The sequence below is a fragment of the Micromonospora sp. DT227 genome, from assembly GCF_049841835.1.
In the GTDB taxonomy this organism is placed as follows: Bacteria; Actinomycetota; Actinomycetes; order Mycobacteriales; family Micromonosporaceae; genus Micromonospora.
The window spans coordinates 71,057-86,429 of sequence record NZ_JBNCLA010000002.1 but is presented as its reverse complement, the minus strand read 5'-3'; the positions used below and the strand labels follow the sequence as shown (position 1 = coordinate 86,429).

The following is a 15,373-nucleotide window of genomic DNA, read 5'->3' as shown; positions in this document are numbered from 1 at the left end:
TCCGCGTGTCCGGTCCGGTCGCCTCACCCGATCCGGGCGAGGTTGACCCGGGGGCGCGGCGGGGACCCGTCCGGTCGACGGGGAGGCCGCCGAGCGCGGGAGGAGTCACCTTCGATGGTGGACACGACCACGAGATTCTTCGAGGACCTGGACCGGCGCGGGTTCGAGCCGTTGCTGGTCAAGACGTCCGGGACGCTCCGGTTCGACCTGCACGAAGGCGCGCGGACCACGCACTGGCTGCTGGAGATCGACCGGGGCAACCTGCGGGTCCGGCAGGAGGACGGCGAGGCGGACACCGTGGTCGGGACCGAGCCCCGGCTCTTCGGGGCGCTCGTCGACGGCGAGGAGAACGCCATCGCGGCGTTGCTGCGCGGCGACATGACGGTCGTCGGCGACCTCCGGCTCGTGTTGCAGATCGAGCGCGTCTTTCCGGGCCCGCCGGACTCCCGCGGGCCGCGCCACGCATTCGCCAGGAGGGCCGCCTGATGGCCGGGAACAACACCGTCCGGATCCTGGACGGCAACACGTTCGTGGTCTCCGAGGACACCGGGGACATCGAGGCCACGCCGACGGAACCGACCGGGCTCTTCTCCCTCGACACGCGGTACCTGTCGAAGTGGGTGCTCACGGTCGACGGCGAGCGGCTCAACGCGCTCTCCTACGACGACCTCCAGTACTACGAGGCGCGGTTCTTCCTGGTGCCCGGCCAGGCCACGCACTACATCGACGCGAAGCTGTCGGTCATCCGGGAGCGGGTCGTCGGCGGCAGCTTCCGGGAGACGGTGAGCGTGCTGAACCACGACGAGAACGCGGTCGACCTGGAGATCCGGATGGACGCCGGCGCCGACTTCGCCGACCTCTTCCAGGTCAAGGACGAGATCCTCAACAAGAAGGGCGAACTGTACGCCGAGGCGGAGCCGGACCGGCTGCGGCTGGGCTACCGGCGGGGGAACTTCAAGCGGGAAACGGTCGTCTCCGCGAACCAGCCGGCCCGGTACGACAACCGGGGCGTCTCCTGGAGCATCCACCTGGAACCCAACGAGCAGTGGGACGTCCTCATCGACGTGCAGACGTTCGCCATCGGCCCGGGTGGCCGGGACCTGCGGATCGGGCTGCGGGCGCACGGCACCGAGCGGCTCGCGCTCCAGCACGACCTGGAGGAGTGGATCGACCGGGCCCCCAAGGTCAACAGCGAGCACGACCGGGTCGCCGCGACCTACCGGCGGAGCCTGGTCGACCTCGCCGCGCTGCGCTTCTCCCCGCTGTCGCTCGGCGGGCAGACGCTGCCCGCCGCCGGCCTGCCCTGGTTCATGACCATGTTCGGCCGGGACAGCATCCTCACCTGCCTCCAGGTGCTGCCGTTCGCACCCGAGATGTCGAAGACCACGCTGCGCATCCTCGGCGCGCTCCAGGGCACCCGGTTCGACGACTTCCGGGACGAGGACCCGGGCCGGATCCTGCACGAGATGCGGTACGGCGAGACCGCCGCGTTCGAGGAGCAGCCGCACTCGCCCTACTACGGCTCGGTGGACTCGACCCCGCTGTTCGTGGTGCTGCTCGACGAGTACGAGCGGTGGAGCGGGGACGTCGCGCTGGTCAAGGAGCTGGAACGGGAGTGCCGCGCCGCGCTGAAGTGGATCGACGACTACGCCGACCTGGTCGGCAACGGCTACATCTGGTACGAGCGGCGCAACACCGACACCGGCCTGGAGAACCAGTGCTGGAAGGACTCCTGGGACTCCGTCTCGTACGCCGACGGCACGCTGCCGCCGTTCCCGCGGGCGAGCTGCGAGGTGCAGGGGTACGCGTACGACGCGAAGATGCGCGCCGCCCGCCTGGCCCGGGAGTTCTGGGGCGACCCCGCGTACGCCGATCAGTTGGAACGCGAGGCGGCGGAGCTGAAGGCGCGGTTCAACCGCGACTGGTGGGTCGCCGACGGCGGCTTCTACGCGCTCGCGCTGGACCCGGAGGGGCGGCAGTGCGACGTGCTCAGCTCCAACATCGGCCACCTGCTGTGGAGCGGCATCGTCGACGACGAGCGGGCGCCGCAGATCGCCGCGCACCTGGTCGGGCCGCGGCTCTGGTCCGGCTGGGGGGTGCGGACGCTGGCCGAGGGCGAGGTCCGCTACAACCCGATCGGCTACCACAACGGCACGATCTGGCCGTTCGACAACTCGTTCGTCGCCTGGGGCCTGCGTCGGTACGGCTTCGCCGACGAGGCGGCCACGGTGGCCAACGGCATCCTGGACGCGGCCACCTACTTCGACGGCCGGCTGCCGGAGGCGTTCGGCGGCTACCAGCGGGAGCTGACCAAGTTCCCGGTGGAGTACCCGACGGCGTGCAGCCCGCAGGCGTGGTCGACCGGGGCGCCGCTGCTGCTGATCCGGACCATGCTGGGGCTGGAGCCGCACGAGGGACACCTGGCGGTGGACCCGCAGCTGCCGATGGGCATGGGGCGGATCGAGGTGCTGGACATCCCGGGTCGCTGGGGCCGGGTGGACGCGTTCGCCCGGGGCCGGCTGGACCTGCACAACCCGGCCGGGTGACGCCGGCCGGCTCAGTGGCCGGCGGGTGGCCCGTCGGCGTGCGCCTCGTTCGGTGGCAGCAGGCAGAACTCGTTGCCCTCCGGGTCGGCCAGCACGGTCCACCGGGGCAGCTCGCGGACCACCGTCGCGCCCGCCTCCAGCACGGCGGCGCGTTCCTCGGCGTCGCCGACCAGGTCCAGGTGGATCCGGCCGGGCGCGGGCAGCTCACCGGCCGGGCTGATCCACAGGTCCGGCCGCCGCCCGTGCGGGTCGCGCAGCAGCACCGCCTCGGCCGGCCCGAGCGTCCGGCCGGCGAGCTTCTCCCGGTCCGCCTCCGTCACCGGCAGCCCGCTGACCGCGCTCCAGAACGGGGCGAGCAGGTACGGATCGCGGCAGTGGATGACGATCGCGGCGAGATCGGGCATACCACCGAACCTAGTCGGCCCGGGGCGCCGGCAGGACGTTGTCCAGGAACGCGGCGGTGACCGCGCGCAGGTCGGGGCGGGCCAGGTCGAGCGCGTGACCGCCGTGGGTGAGCCAGAGGTGCGTCGGGTGGCCGGCGGCGAGCAGCCGGCCGGCCAGCTCGACCGCCTGCGCGGCCGGCACCGGCACGTCGTCCCGGCCCTGCACCAGCAGCACCGGCACGCCGGCGCCGAGATGACTGGCGACGGTGGCGTCGGCGGTGGCCGGATCACCGGCGGCCGGCGGATGCCCCAGCAGGTCGGCCCACGGGTCGTCGCCCGGGGGCCGGCGGCGCCGCTGCTCGTCGTCGAGCGGGTCGACAGGCGCCCAGTACGCCAGCGCGGCCGTCACGTCGCCTGGCCGGTCCACCCCGCGCAGGGCCAGGTGCAGGGCGAGCGTTCCGCCGGCCGAGTCGCCGCCGACCAGCAGCGGCAGGTCGCCCGCGGTGGCCCGGGCCGCCCGCGCGGCGGCGCGTACGTCGTCGAGCTGGGCCGGCCAGCGGGCCTCGTGCGAGAACCGGTAGTCGGCGGCGACCACCCGGAGGCCGAGCGACGCCAGCGCGGCGCCGTCCTCCGAGGAACGGGCCCGCCAGCCGCCGCCGTGGATCCAGAGCAGCATGCCGCGTTCGGTCATCCCCCCATCGTGGTCGCGGCCGGACCGCTCCGCGACCCGGCTCTGCCCAGGGCAGAGTGGCGCTACGGTCGGGTAACCTACGCGCGGTAAAGTTGCCGGATGCCGGAACTCGTGTACCCGCCCGTGATCACCGCCGCCAAGACGATGTTCCGCGCTCTCGACCTGCGCCTGGACGTGCGGGGCAGCCACCACGTGCCGCGCACCGGCGGGGCGGTGCTCGCGTCCAACCACGTGAGCTACCTCGACTTCATCTTCTGCGGCTACGGCGCGCACGAGTCCCGCCGGCTGGTCCGCTTCATGGCCAAGGAGAGCGTCTTCCGGCACCGGGTCTCCGGCCCGCTGATGCGCGGCATGAAGCACATCCCGGTCAACCGCGCCGCCGGCGCCGGGTCGTACGCCAGCGCGGTCGGCGCGCTGCGCCGGGGCGAGGTGGTCGGCGTCTTCCCGGAGGCGACGATCAGCCGGTCCTTCACCGTCAAGGACCTCAAGAACGGCGCGGCCCGGATGGCGCAGGAGGCCGGCGTGCCGCTGCTGCCGGTCGCGCTCTGGGGCACCCAGCGGCTCTGGACCAAGGGGCGCCCGCGCACCCTGACCCGCCGGCACACCCCGATCACCATCCTGGTCGGGGAGCCGATGGACCCGGCCGCCTACCCGGACGCCACCGCCCTCACCGCAGACCTGCGCACCCGGCTGTCGGCGCTCGTCGACCGGGCCCAGCGGGACTACCCGGACCAGCCGGCCGGCCCGGACGACGCCTGGTGGCAGCCGGCCCACCTGGGCGGCGGCGCGCCCACCCCGGAGCAGGCCGTCGAGCTGGACCGCTCCGACCGCCGCTCCCGCAGCACCTCCTGACCGTGCCGCCCGCGCGGCGGGGCAGGTGGCCTGCCATGCCGCGCGGGCGGCACCACGCCTTGCCGCGCGGGTCGGGCCATGCCTTGCCGCGCGGGCGGGGAGAGCAATCCCGGCAGCCCTACGAACTTGATGGCGAGAATGGGTCACGGCCCGCGGAGTTCCGTGGGGCGAAAGCACGGCGGGCCGGACCGGACCGGGCCGCGCCGAGCCCGGCTCGCTTCCCGGCCCGGGCTTTCGCGCGTCGACTCCGGTCAGGGCTTCGCGCCTGGACCTGCCTTCCGGCCCCGGCCCCGGCTTCGCGCGTGGACCTGCCTTCCGGCCCCGGCCCCGGCTTCGCGCGTGGACCTGCCTTCCGGCCCCGGCCCCGGCTTCGCGCGGACCTGCCCGCCGGCCCCGGACCCGGCCCCGGCTTCGCAGCGCGAGGCTCATGAGTCATCCATGCCATCAAGTTCGTAGGCCGCCCGAACACATGGACTGGGCCACGCCGGGTCTACCCGGGCGCCGATCGGCAGGACCAGACGGGCGACCCTGCGGTCGGGCGGCCCTCCGGTCGGGTGGCCCTGCGCGGCCCCGGGCCGCATCGGGGGGCACGACGACCGGCGAGGGTCAGCAGGCGGAGCCGGGTCGGTCCCGGGCCAGGAAGTCGAACCGGGGCCCCAGCGCCTCCGCCGCCGGCTGACGGTAGTAGTCCTCGCGGGACAGGAACTCCACCGGCAGCGAACCGGGCAGCGTCACCACCCCCACCGTCGGGCCGGGGGAGGCGGCGACCCGGGTGGCGAGCGCGTCCCGCTCCGGCGGGGACAGGTCGACCAGATCGGAGTGGGCCAGCCGGAACCCGGCCACCGCGCGGCGTACCTGCCGGGCCAGCGCGGTGACCAGGGCGACCGGGCCGGTCAGTGCCAGCGCCGGCTGCCGGATGGTGCGCAGCGCGTCGCAGACCACCCGCAGCTCCGCCGTGTCGTCGTCGATCTCGACCAGCTCCAGCCGGGACGGCCACTGCCAGCGGATCTGACCGCTGACCAGGCGGGACAGCCGGACCGGGCGCCGGTGCCGGGCGCCGGTCGGGCTGTCCCGCCCGGGGACCAGGGACAGCTCGGAGCCGGTGCAGAGGTACGCCAGCCGCCGGTCGGTCACGGTGACCGACGCCGCGTCGGGCAACGCCCAGCAGCGGGCGTCCTCGGTGGGGCCGAGCAGGTGACCGGTGACCGGCAGCCGGTGCTGGGCGAGCAGCCGCTCACCGGGGTCGAGCACCAGCGCGTAGCGCCGGTCGAGCAGGGGACGGCTGGGGTCGTCGTCGGTGTCGAAGCGGTGTGGCCCGATGAAGAAGGGTGCGGCGTCCTCCGGCACGGTACGACCTCCCGGGACGGTTGGCGGTACCGGTGAGCCTGACCGATCACCGGGGCGGCTGTCATGACACCCGTTAGGGGGTCGGCCGGTCGGCCGACGCCTGTGACCGGTAGATGCCGATCTCTTCCGGTCGGACGAGGCCGTCCTCGATCGCGCGGGCGAGCAGCGCCGCCTTGGTGGCCGCCGGACGCCCGGCCCGGGTGTACTTGATCCGGGCCCGGTCCACGTACTGCTTCACGGTGTGCTCGCTGATCTGCATCCGGCGCGCCACCGACGCCTTCGACATCGACTGGAACCACAGCAGCAACGCCTCACGCTCCTTGTCCGACAGGGACGGCCGGTCCGGCCGGGCGTCGCCGACCATCGCGCCGGCCAGTGCCGGCGGCACGTACGGGCGGTCGCTCGCCGCCGCCAGCACGGTGGCCACGCAGTGTTCCCGCCCCTCGTGCTTGGCGAGGAACGCGACCGCGCCCGCGTCCAGCGCGGCCAGCATGGTCTGCGGGTCGGTGTGCTCGGAGTAGACCACCACCCGCCGCCCGGCGGCGCTCAACTCGGCCAGCTTGTCGAGCACCATCCGCCCGTGCAGCCGCAGGTCGAGCAGCACCACCTCGGCCCCCGGCGCGGCCCGCAGCACCGTGTCGGGATCGTCGCCGGTCGCCAGCACCCGCAACCGCGGCTCGGAGGAGAGCCAGGCGCGCACCCCGTCGATCACCACGGGATGGTCGTCGACGATCGCCACCCCGACCGGCTGCCCGGCGTTCACGCCTGCCGCCAGCGGGTCTGCGTCCATCTGATCTCCCCGTCCCGCTCGTGCAGGTACGCCACCGGTCCGTCCCCGTCGGGCGGCGGCAGCGGATCGTCCGGCCCGTCGTGATCCGGTGTCACCAGGCTGACCACCACCTCGTCCGGGCCGGCGACCACCGTCAGCCGCGCCCCGCCGCGGGCGCCGGCGAGCGCCGCCGTGAGCGGGTCGGCCAGGGCTCGGCGCACGTCGACCGGCAGTTCCGGCGGCGTGCCGACCGCCACCAGCTCGATCGGCAGACCGTTCCGCTCGGCCAGGTCGGCGGCGGCCCGCAACTCGTGCAGCAGCGGGTCGGGCACGTCGTCGGACTCGGCGATCAGCCGGCGCAGCCGGGCCGCGGCCAGCACCGCGCGGCGGCGTACCGCCGGGTCGGCCGGATCGGCGTCGCCGGTCGCCAGCGCCGCCAGCACTTCCTCGGCGGTGCCGCTGACCAGGGCGAGCCGGGCCTGCCGTTCGCTCCGGGCCCGCTCGGCGGCCTCCCGTTCGGCGGCCACGGCCAGCGTCGCCGCGGCGGCGCCGGCCCGGTCCCGGGCCAGCGCGGTGAGCACCGCCGCGCCGGCGAAGACCGCCACCGGCAACGTGGAGGTGCCGTAGACGTACATCGCGTACCGGCTCAGGTCGGCCGGCGCGGTCGTGCCGTGCAGCACCACCGCCACCAGCGCGATCGTCGCGTGCGCGGCGAGCAGCGCCAGCAGCCAGCGCACCGGCCGCTGCCAGAGCACCAGCAGGAAGAACCAGGCCAGCCCGCCCCACACCCAGTTGGCGGTGGTGAACAGGAACCGCTCACCGGCCGCCGCGAAGACCGCCGCGTCGACCGCCAGCAGCACCGCGGCCAGCCGCCGGGCCGGGGGCGACCCACCACCCAGCAGACGTACGCCGGTGGCGACGCCGACCAGCGCGGTCACCAGCCAGCCGGCCGCCACCACCGCCGGAGCGGCCATGCCGGGCCCCGCCGCCAGCACCGCCGGCAGGCTGACCGCCAGGTGCCAGGCCAACGCGATGCCGACCGCCACGAGCCGGGCGCCCCGATCCGACGCGTCCGCCACGGCGTGCGCCTGGGGCGCCGCCCCGGCCGTCCCGGCGCGTGCCACCGGCCGGAACCGGGGCGCCGCGTCCACCGTCGGGCCGGTGTGCACCGCGGTCCCACCGGTCAGCGTCGTCCCCGACTCAGTCGCCATCGGACCACTCCAGCCGGACCCGGGTGCCGGCGCCAGGGGCGGAAGTCACCATCGCCCGGCCGTCCACGGTGGCCATCCGCCCGTGGATCGACTCGCGCAGCCCGTACCGGTGGGCCGGGACCGTGGTCGGGTCGAAGCCGGGACCGTCGTCGGCCACCTCGACCACCACGGTGCCGCCGTCGGAGACCAGGCGCAGCGTGGTGGCCGCGCCCGGCGCGTGCCGGGCCACGTTGGCCAGCGCGGCGGCGGCGCTGTCGGCGAGCGCCGCGGCGACCTCCGCCGGCAGCCGGCACGGCGGCAGCGTCGCGGTCACCGCCAGCTCCGGCAGCCCCGCCAGCACCGTGCGCAGCCGCTCGTCGAGGTCCACCTCGCCGGGTGCGGTCCCGGTCCGCGCCCCGGCCAGGGCGCTGAGCGTACGCAGATCCGCCGCGCACCGCTCGCGCAGCGCCACGGAACTGCCTCCGACCGCGCCCAACCCGACCATGGTCAGCGTGCCGAGCACGGTGTCGTGCAGGTCCCGGTTGTGCCGCCGCTCCGCCTCGCGGGCGGCGCGCGCCACCACCGCCTCGCGGGACAGCCGCTGGTAGCCGGCGAACGCGGCGTCGGCCCGGCCGAGCCAGCCGCGCATCACCGCGGTCATCACCGCCGCGCAGCCGGTCTGCACCAGCAGCGTGCCGGTGTGCGCGCGGGCCTCGACCGGGTTCCCGGCCAGCGTGGCACCGGTCGCGTAGGCGGCGCTGACGAGCAGGCCGGCCGGCACCGACCAGCGGGCCGGCGCGGTGGCCTGCGCGTTGATCACGGTGGTGCTGGCCAGCACCGCCACCCAGCTCGCCTCGCCGGGCAGCACCTCCGGCGCGACCAGCCACGGCACGGCCAGCGCGGTGGCGGTGGTCAGCGCCACGTCGCCGGCCACCAACGCGCCGCCGACGCCGTGCCGGAACGCGCGGACCGCGTACCAGCCGGACCACGCGGTGAGCGCGACGACGGCCGGGACCAGCAGCGCCACCCGCACCGGCGCCGTCCGCACGGACAGGGCGACCACCGCGCCGACCAGCCCGCAGGTGAGCCGGAGCAGCGCCGGCAGCGTGGTGAAGATCAGCGTGAACGCGCCGCCGGCCGGACGGTCCAACGGGGACCGTGGCAGGGTCGTGGCGACAGCCACCGGCATCGGGGAGGTGTCCTTCCGGCAGCGACCCGTCCGGGTCCGCGCGGCAAAGATTGACGCCGGAGAATAACACGCTTTGTCAGAAACCGTCACCCTCGGTACGCGGTGCGTCGCTACCCGGACGGTGAAAGCGGAGCTGAACCGTCCGGTTTTCGGGTCAGCCGTGCCGGCGCAGCCACTCCAGGGCCGACCCGGCGTGCCGGAGCACGGAGATGTGCCCGTCCTCGGGGAAACGGCGCAACTCGGCCGACGGGCAACGGCCGGCCAGCCACTCGGCGTGCGCCACCGGCGCGATGCCGTCGCGGTCGCCGTGCAGCAGCAGCACCGGCTGCGCCACGTCAGCCGGATCGAAACCCCACGGCCGCACGTACGCCAGATCGTCGTCGATCAGACCGCCCGGGCCGGACGCGACCGCCGGGCCGACCACGCTGTCGAACCAGGACCACTCGGCACGCAGCGCGGCCAGGTCGGTGTCGGTGAACCCGAAATCGTACGACTCGTCGGCGGCCTCGTGCGCCTCCTTGGCCGCCCGCCCCGCGGCGGCGGCCCGCAGCGACGCCGCCCCGGACGGCGCCATGCCGGCGAACCAGTCCAGCCCGGCCGCGCCGTACGGCGCCAGCCCGGCGCCGGCCACCACCGCGACCACCCGCTCCGGCAGCAGCGCGCCGCAGGCCAGCGCGTGCGGGCCACCGCCGGAGTGACCCATCACGGCGAACCGGTCGAGACCCAACGCATCGGCCATCGCGGCCACGTCGGACGCCACCGACGCGACGTCGCGATCCGGCAGCGGGGTGGAGCCGCCGTAGCCGGGCCGGTCGTGCGACACCCAGCGCAGCCCGAGGCGGTCGGCGGCGGCGAACAGCGGGGCCGGCGGGGTGCCGACGTTCGGCGTGCCGTGGTGCCAGAACACGGGCAGCCGGCCCGCCCCGCCGGTGTCGTAGACGTGCAGGACGCGGCCGTCGGGCCGGCGGAGATCCGTCTCGGTCACCATGGACGGACCCTAGCGGCGACCGCCGACACTCCCGCCCGCGTGGATGCGGATGTGGTGAACTTCCCGGATGGCCCCACCGCCGGCACCTCTTCCGCCCGACGTCGACGCGCGACTCGCCCACGAGCGGAACGTCTGGCTGTGCACGCTGCGCCCGGACGGCTCCCCGCACCTGACGCCGGTCTGGTTCGTCCACGCCGACGGCGTCTGGTGGGTCGGCTGCGAGGCCGGCAGCGTCAAGGCCCGGAACGTGGCGGCGGACCAGCGCGTCTCCCTGGCGCTGGAGGGTGGCGACCACCCGGTCGTCGCGGAAGGCGCCGCCCGGCTGCACCACGGCGACTTCCCACCCGCCGTCGTCGCCGCCTTCGCCGACAAGTACGCGGGCTGGGACATCCGGAAACCCGTCACGCCGGACGGGGCACGGGTCCTGCTGGAGATCCCGGTCCGGCGGTGGCTGCTCGCCGGCACGGCACGCTAGCGTCTCGGACCTGCGGGCATCTCATGTGCGCGCCGGTCGTGGTAGACCGGTACGAGAGTCCGGACGGGGAGGACGACAGTGGAACAGCGTGCCTTCTGGCTCGACGAGAACGTCGATCGGGAACGCGGTGCCGACGGGCGCGGTCGCTTCGAGAACGAGGTGCTTCGGCGTACCGACGAATTCGCCGCCACGTGGGGTGACATCGCGCCGGTCGCCTTCGCCGCGACGGCCTGGCGGCTCGCCACCGGGCTGACACCCGGCTACGTCCGCTGGCACCGGCGGATCGTGTCGGCGACCTGCGCGCCGAGCCCGTGGGACGGCAGCCTGATCGTTGCCGTGTCGGTGGTCTCCCGGTGGCCGGCCGAACTCACCTGGACCCGGCAGTGGCAACGCGACCGGGGATGGCGGGACTGGCCGCAGATGTTCGGCCAGTACACGACGCCGACCGACCAGGACCTGACGCGCAGCCCGCACCTGCGCGCCATGGTGCAGGTGGAGGCGCCGATCCCGCTGGGGGACCTGCCGCCCGCTCCCGACGGCCCGGAGGATTCCGTGGCGTCCGCAGCCCGGCGGGCGGTCGTCGTGCTGACGCGGGAACTCAACGAACTGCTCGGCCCGGTGATCGGTCAACTGGAGGCCGGGATGCCGGCGAACGGTGCCTGACCCGTCCTGAAACGGGGCCGACCGTCGGTCAGTCCGGCTTGGGGGCGAAGGGATTGCGGCGGGGTTGCCGCAGCTCCCGGTCCGCCGGGCAGAGGTGGCTCCAGGCGGCCCCCGTTACCGACGCCAGGTCCGGCAACGCGCTGCCCCACCTCGGCGTGCGGTCGCTGACGTGATCGAGGTAGCGCTGATAGATCACCAGCTCGCGGTACCGCCGGTCGTGCCGCCAGAGCGCGTACGGCTGCTCGCGCAGCCACTCGCAGGCCGCATCGCCCTCGGCGATCAGATCGGCGGTCGGCGGCAGCGTTCGAAGCGGCTCGCCGCTCTGCCGGTCGCCGTACTGCCGGAGGCGGGCCAGGTAGCCGTCCTCGTCCCGAGCATGGGTGACATGGACGCCGAGGACGGTGAGCGGTACGGCGAGCACGCCGGCCACCGCCAGTCCCAGCACCGCTCGCAGGTGCCTGCGTGTGCGGCTCCGCATGCGGCGATGATAGGTCGAGACGATCGCGCCCGCCGACCCCGAGGATCCTGTGTGTCGACCGAACCGGAGCCGGGCCTCGCGCCCGAGCACGTGGGACCCCGTCATACCAAGGACGAGCCGATCATGATGACGGTCGACGGGCAGGAGTTTCGGGTCAGATGGCGGGTCGGGCGGCCCGCCGCCTACGACTTCGACTGGTTGAGTGGGCCGCACGACTACGGCTTCACCAGCTCCGGGCCGGCGATGACCCGGGCGGAGATGGAGGAGGCCATCCGTGCCTTCCTCCGGGACATCGACCCGGTCACCGGCTACCTACGGGAGTAGCGGTCGTGCGTCCAGCGCTGGGCGTGGACGAGCCAGGCGGTTTGCTCGATGTGTCGCGGGTCTACCGCAGGGCGGCTGCCGGCTGGACGTACCTTTAATCCGGCCGGGGATGACCCGGCCGGATGTCCAAAGGAATGATTAGTCGCGCACCCGTACGACGCAGTACGTGGTGTCGGGAGTCGCCGGTACGGACAACCGCGCGTTGACCGCGTACAGGCTTGAGCCGAAGGAAACCACAGCCGACGGCTCGTCGAGGTCGCAGTCACGGATCACGTCGACCGGCGTGGCCCGGGTGAGCTGCTCGTTGAGACGGAACTTGGCGATCACGTTGTTCCGGTTGCGCACCACGTACAGCGTGCGCCCCCGGAGCAGGAGACCGTCGCCGTTGGCGACCGACACACCGCCCGTGCTGATCCGGGCAGCCATGCCCGCGCGGGGATCGAAGCAGTAGAGCCGGCCGGTCCTGGCCTGCACCACGATGAGCTTGCCCGCCCAGGCGGCGACGATGCCGGTGTTGCAGGCGTCGGGGTCACCGAGCCCGGCCGGCAACGGCAGCGCGCGTACGCCCGACTGCCCGGGCAGCGACCCGTGGCGGCCGAACTCCACGCAGTAGACCTTGGCCTTCTCCGAGTCGGTGAAGAACACGGCCTTGTCCGTGGCAGCTACCCCGTCGATGAACCCGCCGCCGAAGTCGTACGTCGCCAGGCATTCGCCTGTCGACTCGCGGTAGACGGCTGCGCCGCCCATGTTGCCGCAGGCCGCCCAGATCCGGCCCCGTTCGACGGCCAACCCCGTCGCCTGGGTGCCGGCCACCGGCGGCACGAGCAGCATCCCGTGGCCGGTGCGCAGGTCGGCGCACCAGATACAACCGTCGGCCATGGAGCTGACGTAGATCTTCGTGCCGGTGCCGCGGGCGATGCCCTCCGGGCAGAACCCGTTCGGCAGGTTGATCACCGAGGGATATCGGCCGTTCCGATGGTGGGCCGAGGCCGGCGCCGCGCCGATGGCGACTCCGACGGGCGCGGCAACGGCCGCGGCCAAGAGCGTTCGTCTGTGCACTGTCGTGCTCCTTCGCTAGGCGAGTGAACACATATATGGATACCTGTGGATCAAATGCCGGAGCCACCTCACCGTTGCTCGACAGGTGGCCGCCCGGAGCCCACGAAGCGTCTCGTCGAGGTGAGGTTCTGTACGGGGCCGTAGTGATCGTCTCGCTCGGCACGACAGGCCCATGACCTGTAGTGGGAAGGGTGCGCCCGGCAGGATTCGAACCTGCGGCCTTGGGATTAGAAGTCCCCTGCTCTATCCGCTGAGCTACGGGCGCGCGTCGACGATCGTCGCGCCAAGAGGGTACCGCCGGCCCTGGCCCGCCCGGGGGTACGGGTCGGCGCGTCCACGTCGCCGCCCAGCGTGCCACGCCGGTGCCCGGACCGGCATCCCCGTTCCGGCGGGTCCCGGCCCGGCGACCGCATCTCGATCCGTACCCTCGGCGGATGCTGCTCGACCAGGACACCGAAAACGAGATCATCTTCGCGCTGTGCCAGCACCTCGGACGGGCCATCCTGCCCGTCTCCGGGGCGACAGGACCGGGGGCTCCGGCCGGCACGGTCGGTACCGCGTTCTTCTACAGCGAGCTGGTCGGCGCGACAGACGACGGGGAGATCGCGCACGAGTGGCTGCTCACCGCCGACGCGCTCACCGACCGGGAGTACGGGGAGATCGGGTTGCGGCCCAGCGTCACCGAGCCGGCCGAGGGGGCGGACGAGCCGATCGAGCTGGCCGGCTTCGCCGACCACTGGCTGCACCTGCCGGAGTTGGGGCTGGCCGCGATGCCCACCGGTGGGCTGCACGGCTACGCCGACGACCGGGGCTGGCGCTGGCGTACCCAGCAGGTGACCGAGGCAATCGCCGCGCCGGCCGACGCGGTGGCCCGGGTCGGCGCGACGCCCGGCTCGGCGTTCGTGTTGGCCCTGGGCGTCGCCGAGGACGGGTCACGGCCGTTGGAGGCGGTGGCCGAGCGGGTCGCCCGGCACGACGACGCGGTGCGGGTGACCACCGAGCTGCCGGCGGGGTACGTGGGGGCACCCGTCTTCGCGGTCGAGGCCGGGCCGGACGGCGAGCCGGTTCCGCACTGCCTGGGCGTGCTGCTGCCGGCCCGCGACGGCGGGCACCCGGTCGCCACGTTCGACCGGATCCGGTCCGCGCTCGTCGAGGTCGTCGAGGTCGTCGACGGCTGACCGGTACGGCCGGGCCCGCGCCGAGCCGGCGGCGGGATTGTCGGGTCGGCCGCCGGTTCAGCCTTCGGCGGTGGCGCCGGCCGGTTCGTCGGCCGGCCGGCGCGGGACCGGTGGCGCGGCCTCCGGCTCGGTCGGGCCCACCCGGAGGAAGCCCTCCGCCCAGCGCCCGACCTCGGCGAAGACCTTTTCGCGTACGGCGGGACTGGACAGCGTGAGGTCGTGCAACCCGCCGTCGAAGCGGGCCAGGGTGACGTGCCGGCCGAGCCGGGGCGCCCAGCGGACCATGTGCTCCACGTCGAGCACCGCGTCGGCCCCGGTGGCGCTGTCGTGCCACTTCGTGCCCCGGAAGGTGCGGGTGGAGCAGGCCAGCAGCACCGGCACGGGAATGTCCAGCCCGGCGCGCAGCCGGCGCTGGCCGGTGCGGATCGCGTTGAGCCAGCCGGCCCGGACCGGGAACCCGGCGAGCGGCTTCCACTCCAGGTCGTAGCGCCACTCGCCACGGTGGTCGGCGTGCAGGCTCTCGCCGTACACGGTGCCGAGCCCGAACGGCAGGATGCGCTGCGGCGCCCGACGGCCCAGGCGGGAGACGGCGGCGGCGAGGGGTCGACGGACCACCCAGGGGGCGTTGATGTCGAAGAAGGGACTGTTCAGCACGATGCCGTCGACCAGGCCGGCGTCGCGGCGGGCGTCCGCCCAGAGCGAGATGATCAGCCCACCGGTGGAGTGGCCCATGGCGAGCAGGGTCTCGTGCCCCTCCTCGACGCGGATGATCTCCGCGGCGGCGTCCAGCTCGGGGAAGTAGTCGCTCAGGTCGCGGCAGAAGTTCGGGGTCTGGTGCGGCAGCAGGCTGCGACCGTATTTCCGCAGGTCGAGGGCGTAGAAGTCCCAGCCGCGCTCGGCGAAGAAGTCGGCCACGTGGGTCTGGAAGAAGTAGTCGACGAAGCCGTGCACGTAGAGCACGGCGCGGCCGGTCGGCCGGTCGGCCCGCCGGCGGACCAGGGTCGCGACCACCGGCCCCTCGTCGTCGGTGCCCAACTCGATGGTGCGCCGCTCGTAGGGCGCCCCCAGCACGTCCGGTTCCACGACCGCGACGGTACGCCGCCGAGCTACCCGGCGGTAGGGGTGTAAGGAGGGGGCCCGGCTTAACGTATTCGGTAGAGGCGGGGGGGGGGGGGGGGGCCGCCCCCGGGGGGGGGGGCCCCCCCCCCCCCCCCCCCCCCCCCCCCCCCCGGGGGGGCCCC

Annotated in this window: 17 protein-coding genes and 1 tRNA gene; 7 read left to right on the top strand and 11 right to left on the bottom strand. The window is 74.3% G+C overall.

The window, feature by feature from the left end; translation table 11 throughout:
* The first annotated feature begins 114 nt into the window (after window positions 1–114).
* On the top strand, window positions 115–486 hold the full coding sequence (locus ACLQ2W_RS09370; protein ID WP_425786103.1) for an SCP2 sterol-binding domain-containing protein: 372 nt from the start codon (window positions 115–117) through the stop codon (window positions 484–486).
* A complete protein-coding gene (locus ACLQ2W_RS09365) occupies window positions 486–2,546 on the top strand; it encodes a glycogen debranching N-terminal domain-containing protein (protein WP_425786102.1) in 2,061 nt (686 codons plus the stop codon). The genes ACLQ2W_RS09370 and ACLQ2W_RS09365 overlap by 1 nt, the downstream gene beginning before the upstream one ends.
* Before the next feature lie 11 nt (window positions 2,547–2,557).
* Here the strand turns inward: ACLQ2W_RS09365 and ACLQ2W_RS09360 are convergent, their stop codons facing one another.
* Together ACLQ2W_RS09360 and ACLQ2W_RS09355 are read right to left on the bottom strand one after the other, a co-directional pair.
* On the bottom strand, window positions 2,558–2,950 hold the full coding sequence (locus ACLQ2W_RS09360) for a VOC family protein (RefSeq protein ID WP_425786101.1): 393 nt from the start codon (window positions 2,948–2,950) through the stop codon (window positions 2,558–2,560).
* A 10-nt stretch (window positions 2,951–2,960) separates the two neighbouring features.
* Window positions 2,961–3,620, bottom strand: coding sequence for an alpha/beta hydrolase (locus tag ACLQ2W_RS09355; protein ID WP_425786100.1), 660 nt, complete (start codon window positions 3,618–3,620; stop codon window positions 2,961–2,963).
* A gap of 99 nt (window positions 3,621–3,719) precedes the next feature.
* Between ACLQ2W_RS09355 and ACLQ2W_RS09350 the strand changes: the two genes are divergently transcribed.
* On the top strand, window positions 3,720–4,472 hold the full coding sequence (locus tag ACLQ2W_RS09350) for a lysophospholipid acyltransferase family protein (RefSeq protein WP_425786099.1): 753 nt from the start codon (window positions 3,720–3,722) through the stop codon (window positions 4,470–4,472).
* A gap of 606 nt (window positions 4,473–5,078) precedes the next feature.
* On the opposite strand, the gene ACLQ2W_RS09345 is transcribed toward ACLQ2W_RS09350, so the two are convergent.
* The 5 genes from ACLQ2W_RS09345 to ACLQ2W_RS09325 form a co-directional block, all read right to left on the bottom strand.
* Window positions 5,079–5,819, bottom strand: a complete 741-nt coding sequence (locus ACLQ2W_RS09345) for a hypothetical protein (protein ID WP_425786098.1) — start codon at window positions 5,817–5,819, stop codon at window positions 5,079–5,081.
* Window positions 5,820–5,892: 73 nt separating this feature from the next.
* Window positions 5,893–6,609: a response regulator transcription factor gene (locus tag ACLQ2W_RS09340; protein WP_107157094.1), complete on the bottom strand. Its 717-nt coding sequence runs from the start codon at window positions 6,607–6,609 to the stop codon at window positions 5,893–5,895.
* Window positions 6,579–7,799, bottom strand: coding sequence for a hypothetical protein (locus ACLQ2W_RS09335; RefSeq protein ID WP_425786097.1), 1,221 nt, complete (start codon window positions 7,797–7,799; stop codon window positions 6,579–6,581). Before ACLQ2W_RS09335 ends, ACLQ2W_RS09340 begins: the two co-directional genes overlap by 31 nt.
* Complete coding sequence (locus ACLQ2W_RS09330) at window positions 7,789–8,967, bottom strand: sensor histidine kinase (RefSeq protein ID WP_425786096.1); 1,179 nt, start codon at window positions 8,965–8,967, stop codon at window positions 7,789–7,791. Before ACLQ2W_RS09330 ends, ACLQ2W_RS09335 begins: the two co-directional genes overlap by 11 nt.
* 154 nt (window positions 8,968–9,121) lie before the next feature.
* Window positions 9,122–9,955: an alpha/beta fold hydrolase gene (locus tag ACLQ2W_RS09325; RefSeq protein WP_425786095.1), complete on the bottom strand. Its 834-nt coding sequence runs from the start codon at window positions 9,953–9,955 to the stop codon at window positions 9,122–9,124.
* Between the two features lie 67 nt (window positions 9,956–10,022).
* On the opposite strand from ACLQ2W_RS09325, the gene ACLQ2W_RS09320 reads away from it, so the two are divergent.
* Both ACLQ2W_RS09320 and ACLQ2W_RS09315 read left to right on the top strand, forming a co-directional pair.
* Entirely contained in the window at window positions 10,023–10,430 is a 408-nt protein-coding gene (locus ACLQ2W_RS09320; RefSeq protein ID WP_425786094.1) for a pyridoxamine 5'-phosphate oxidase family protein, read from the top strand.
* A 78-nt stretch (window positions 10,431–10,508) separates the two neighbouring features.
* Complete coding sequence (locus ACLQ2W_RS09315) at window positions 10,509–11,093, top strand: hypothetical protein (protein ID WP_425786093.1); 585 nt, start codon at window positions 10,509–10,511, stop codon at window positions 11,091–11,093.
* Between the two features lie 28 nt (window positions 11,094–11,121).
* On the opposite strand, the gene ACLQ2W_RS09310 is transcribed toward ACLQ2W_RS09315, so the two are convergent.
* Window positions 11,122–11,571 (bottom strand): hypothetical protein, encoded by a 450-nt coding sequence (locus tag ACLQ2W_RS09310; RefSeq protein ID WP_425786092.1) that lies wholly within the window; start codon window positions 11,569–11,571, stop codon window positions 11,122–11,124.
* Window positions 11,572–11,622: 51 nt separating this feature from the next.
* Between ACLQ2W_RS09310 and ACLQ2W_RS09305 the strand changes: the two genes are divergently transcribed.
* A complete protein-coding gene (locus tag ACLQ2W_RS09305; protein ID WP_425786091.1) occupies window positions 11,623–11,895 on the top strand; it encodes a hypothetical protein in 273 nt (90 codons plus the stop codon).
* Between the two features lie 138 nt (window positions 11,896–12,033).
* Here the strand turns inward: ACLQ2W_RS09305 and ACLQ2W_RS09300 are convergent, their stop codons facing one another.
* Together ACLQ2W_RS09300 and ACLQ2W_RS09295 are read right to left on the bottom strand one after the other, a co-directional pair.
* Window positions 12,034–12,849: a superoxide dismutase gene (locus ACLQ2W_RS09300; protein WP_425786090.1), complete on the bottom strand. Its 816-nt coding sequence runs from the start codon at window positions 12,847–12,849 to the stop codon at window positions 12,034–12,036.
* A gap of 297 nt (window positions 12,850–13,146) precedes the next feature.
* Window positions 13,147–13,219 (bottom strand) — tRNA-Arg (locus ACLQ2W_RS09295).
* Between the two features lie 169 nt (window positions 13,220–13,388).
* On the opposite strand from ACLQ2W_RS09295, the gene ACLQ2W_RS09290 reads away from it, so the two are divergent.
* On the top strand, window positions 13,389–14,132 hold the full coding sequence (locus ACLQ2W_RS09290; protein ID WP_425786089.1) for a hypothetical protein: 744 nt from the start codon (window positions 13,389–13,391) through the stop codon (window positions 14,130–14,132).
* Window positions 14,133–14,189: 57 nt separating this feature from the next.
* Here the strand turns inward: ACLQ2W_RS09290 and ACLQ2W_RS09285 are convergent, their stop codons facing one another.
* On the bottom strand, window positions 14,190–15,215 hold the full coding sequence (locus tag ACLQ2W_RS09285) for an alpha/beta hydrolase (protein WP_425786088.1): 1,026 nt from the start codon (window positions 15,213–15,215) through the stop codon (window positions 14,190–14,192).
* Between the last annotated feature and the right edge of the window lie 158 nt (window positions 15,216–15,373).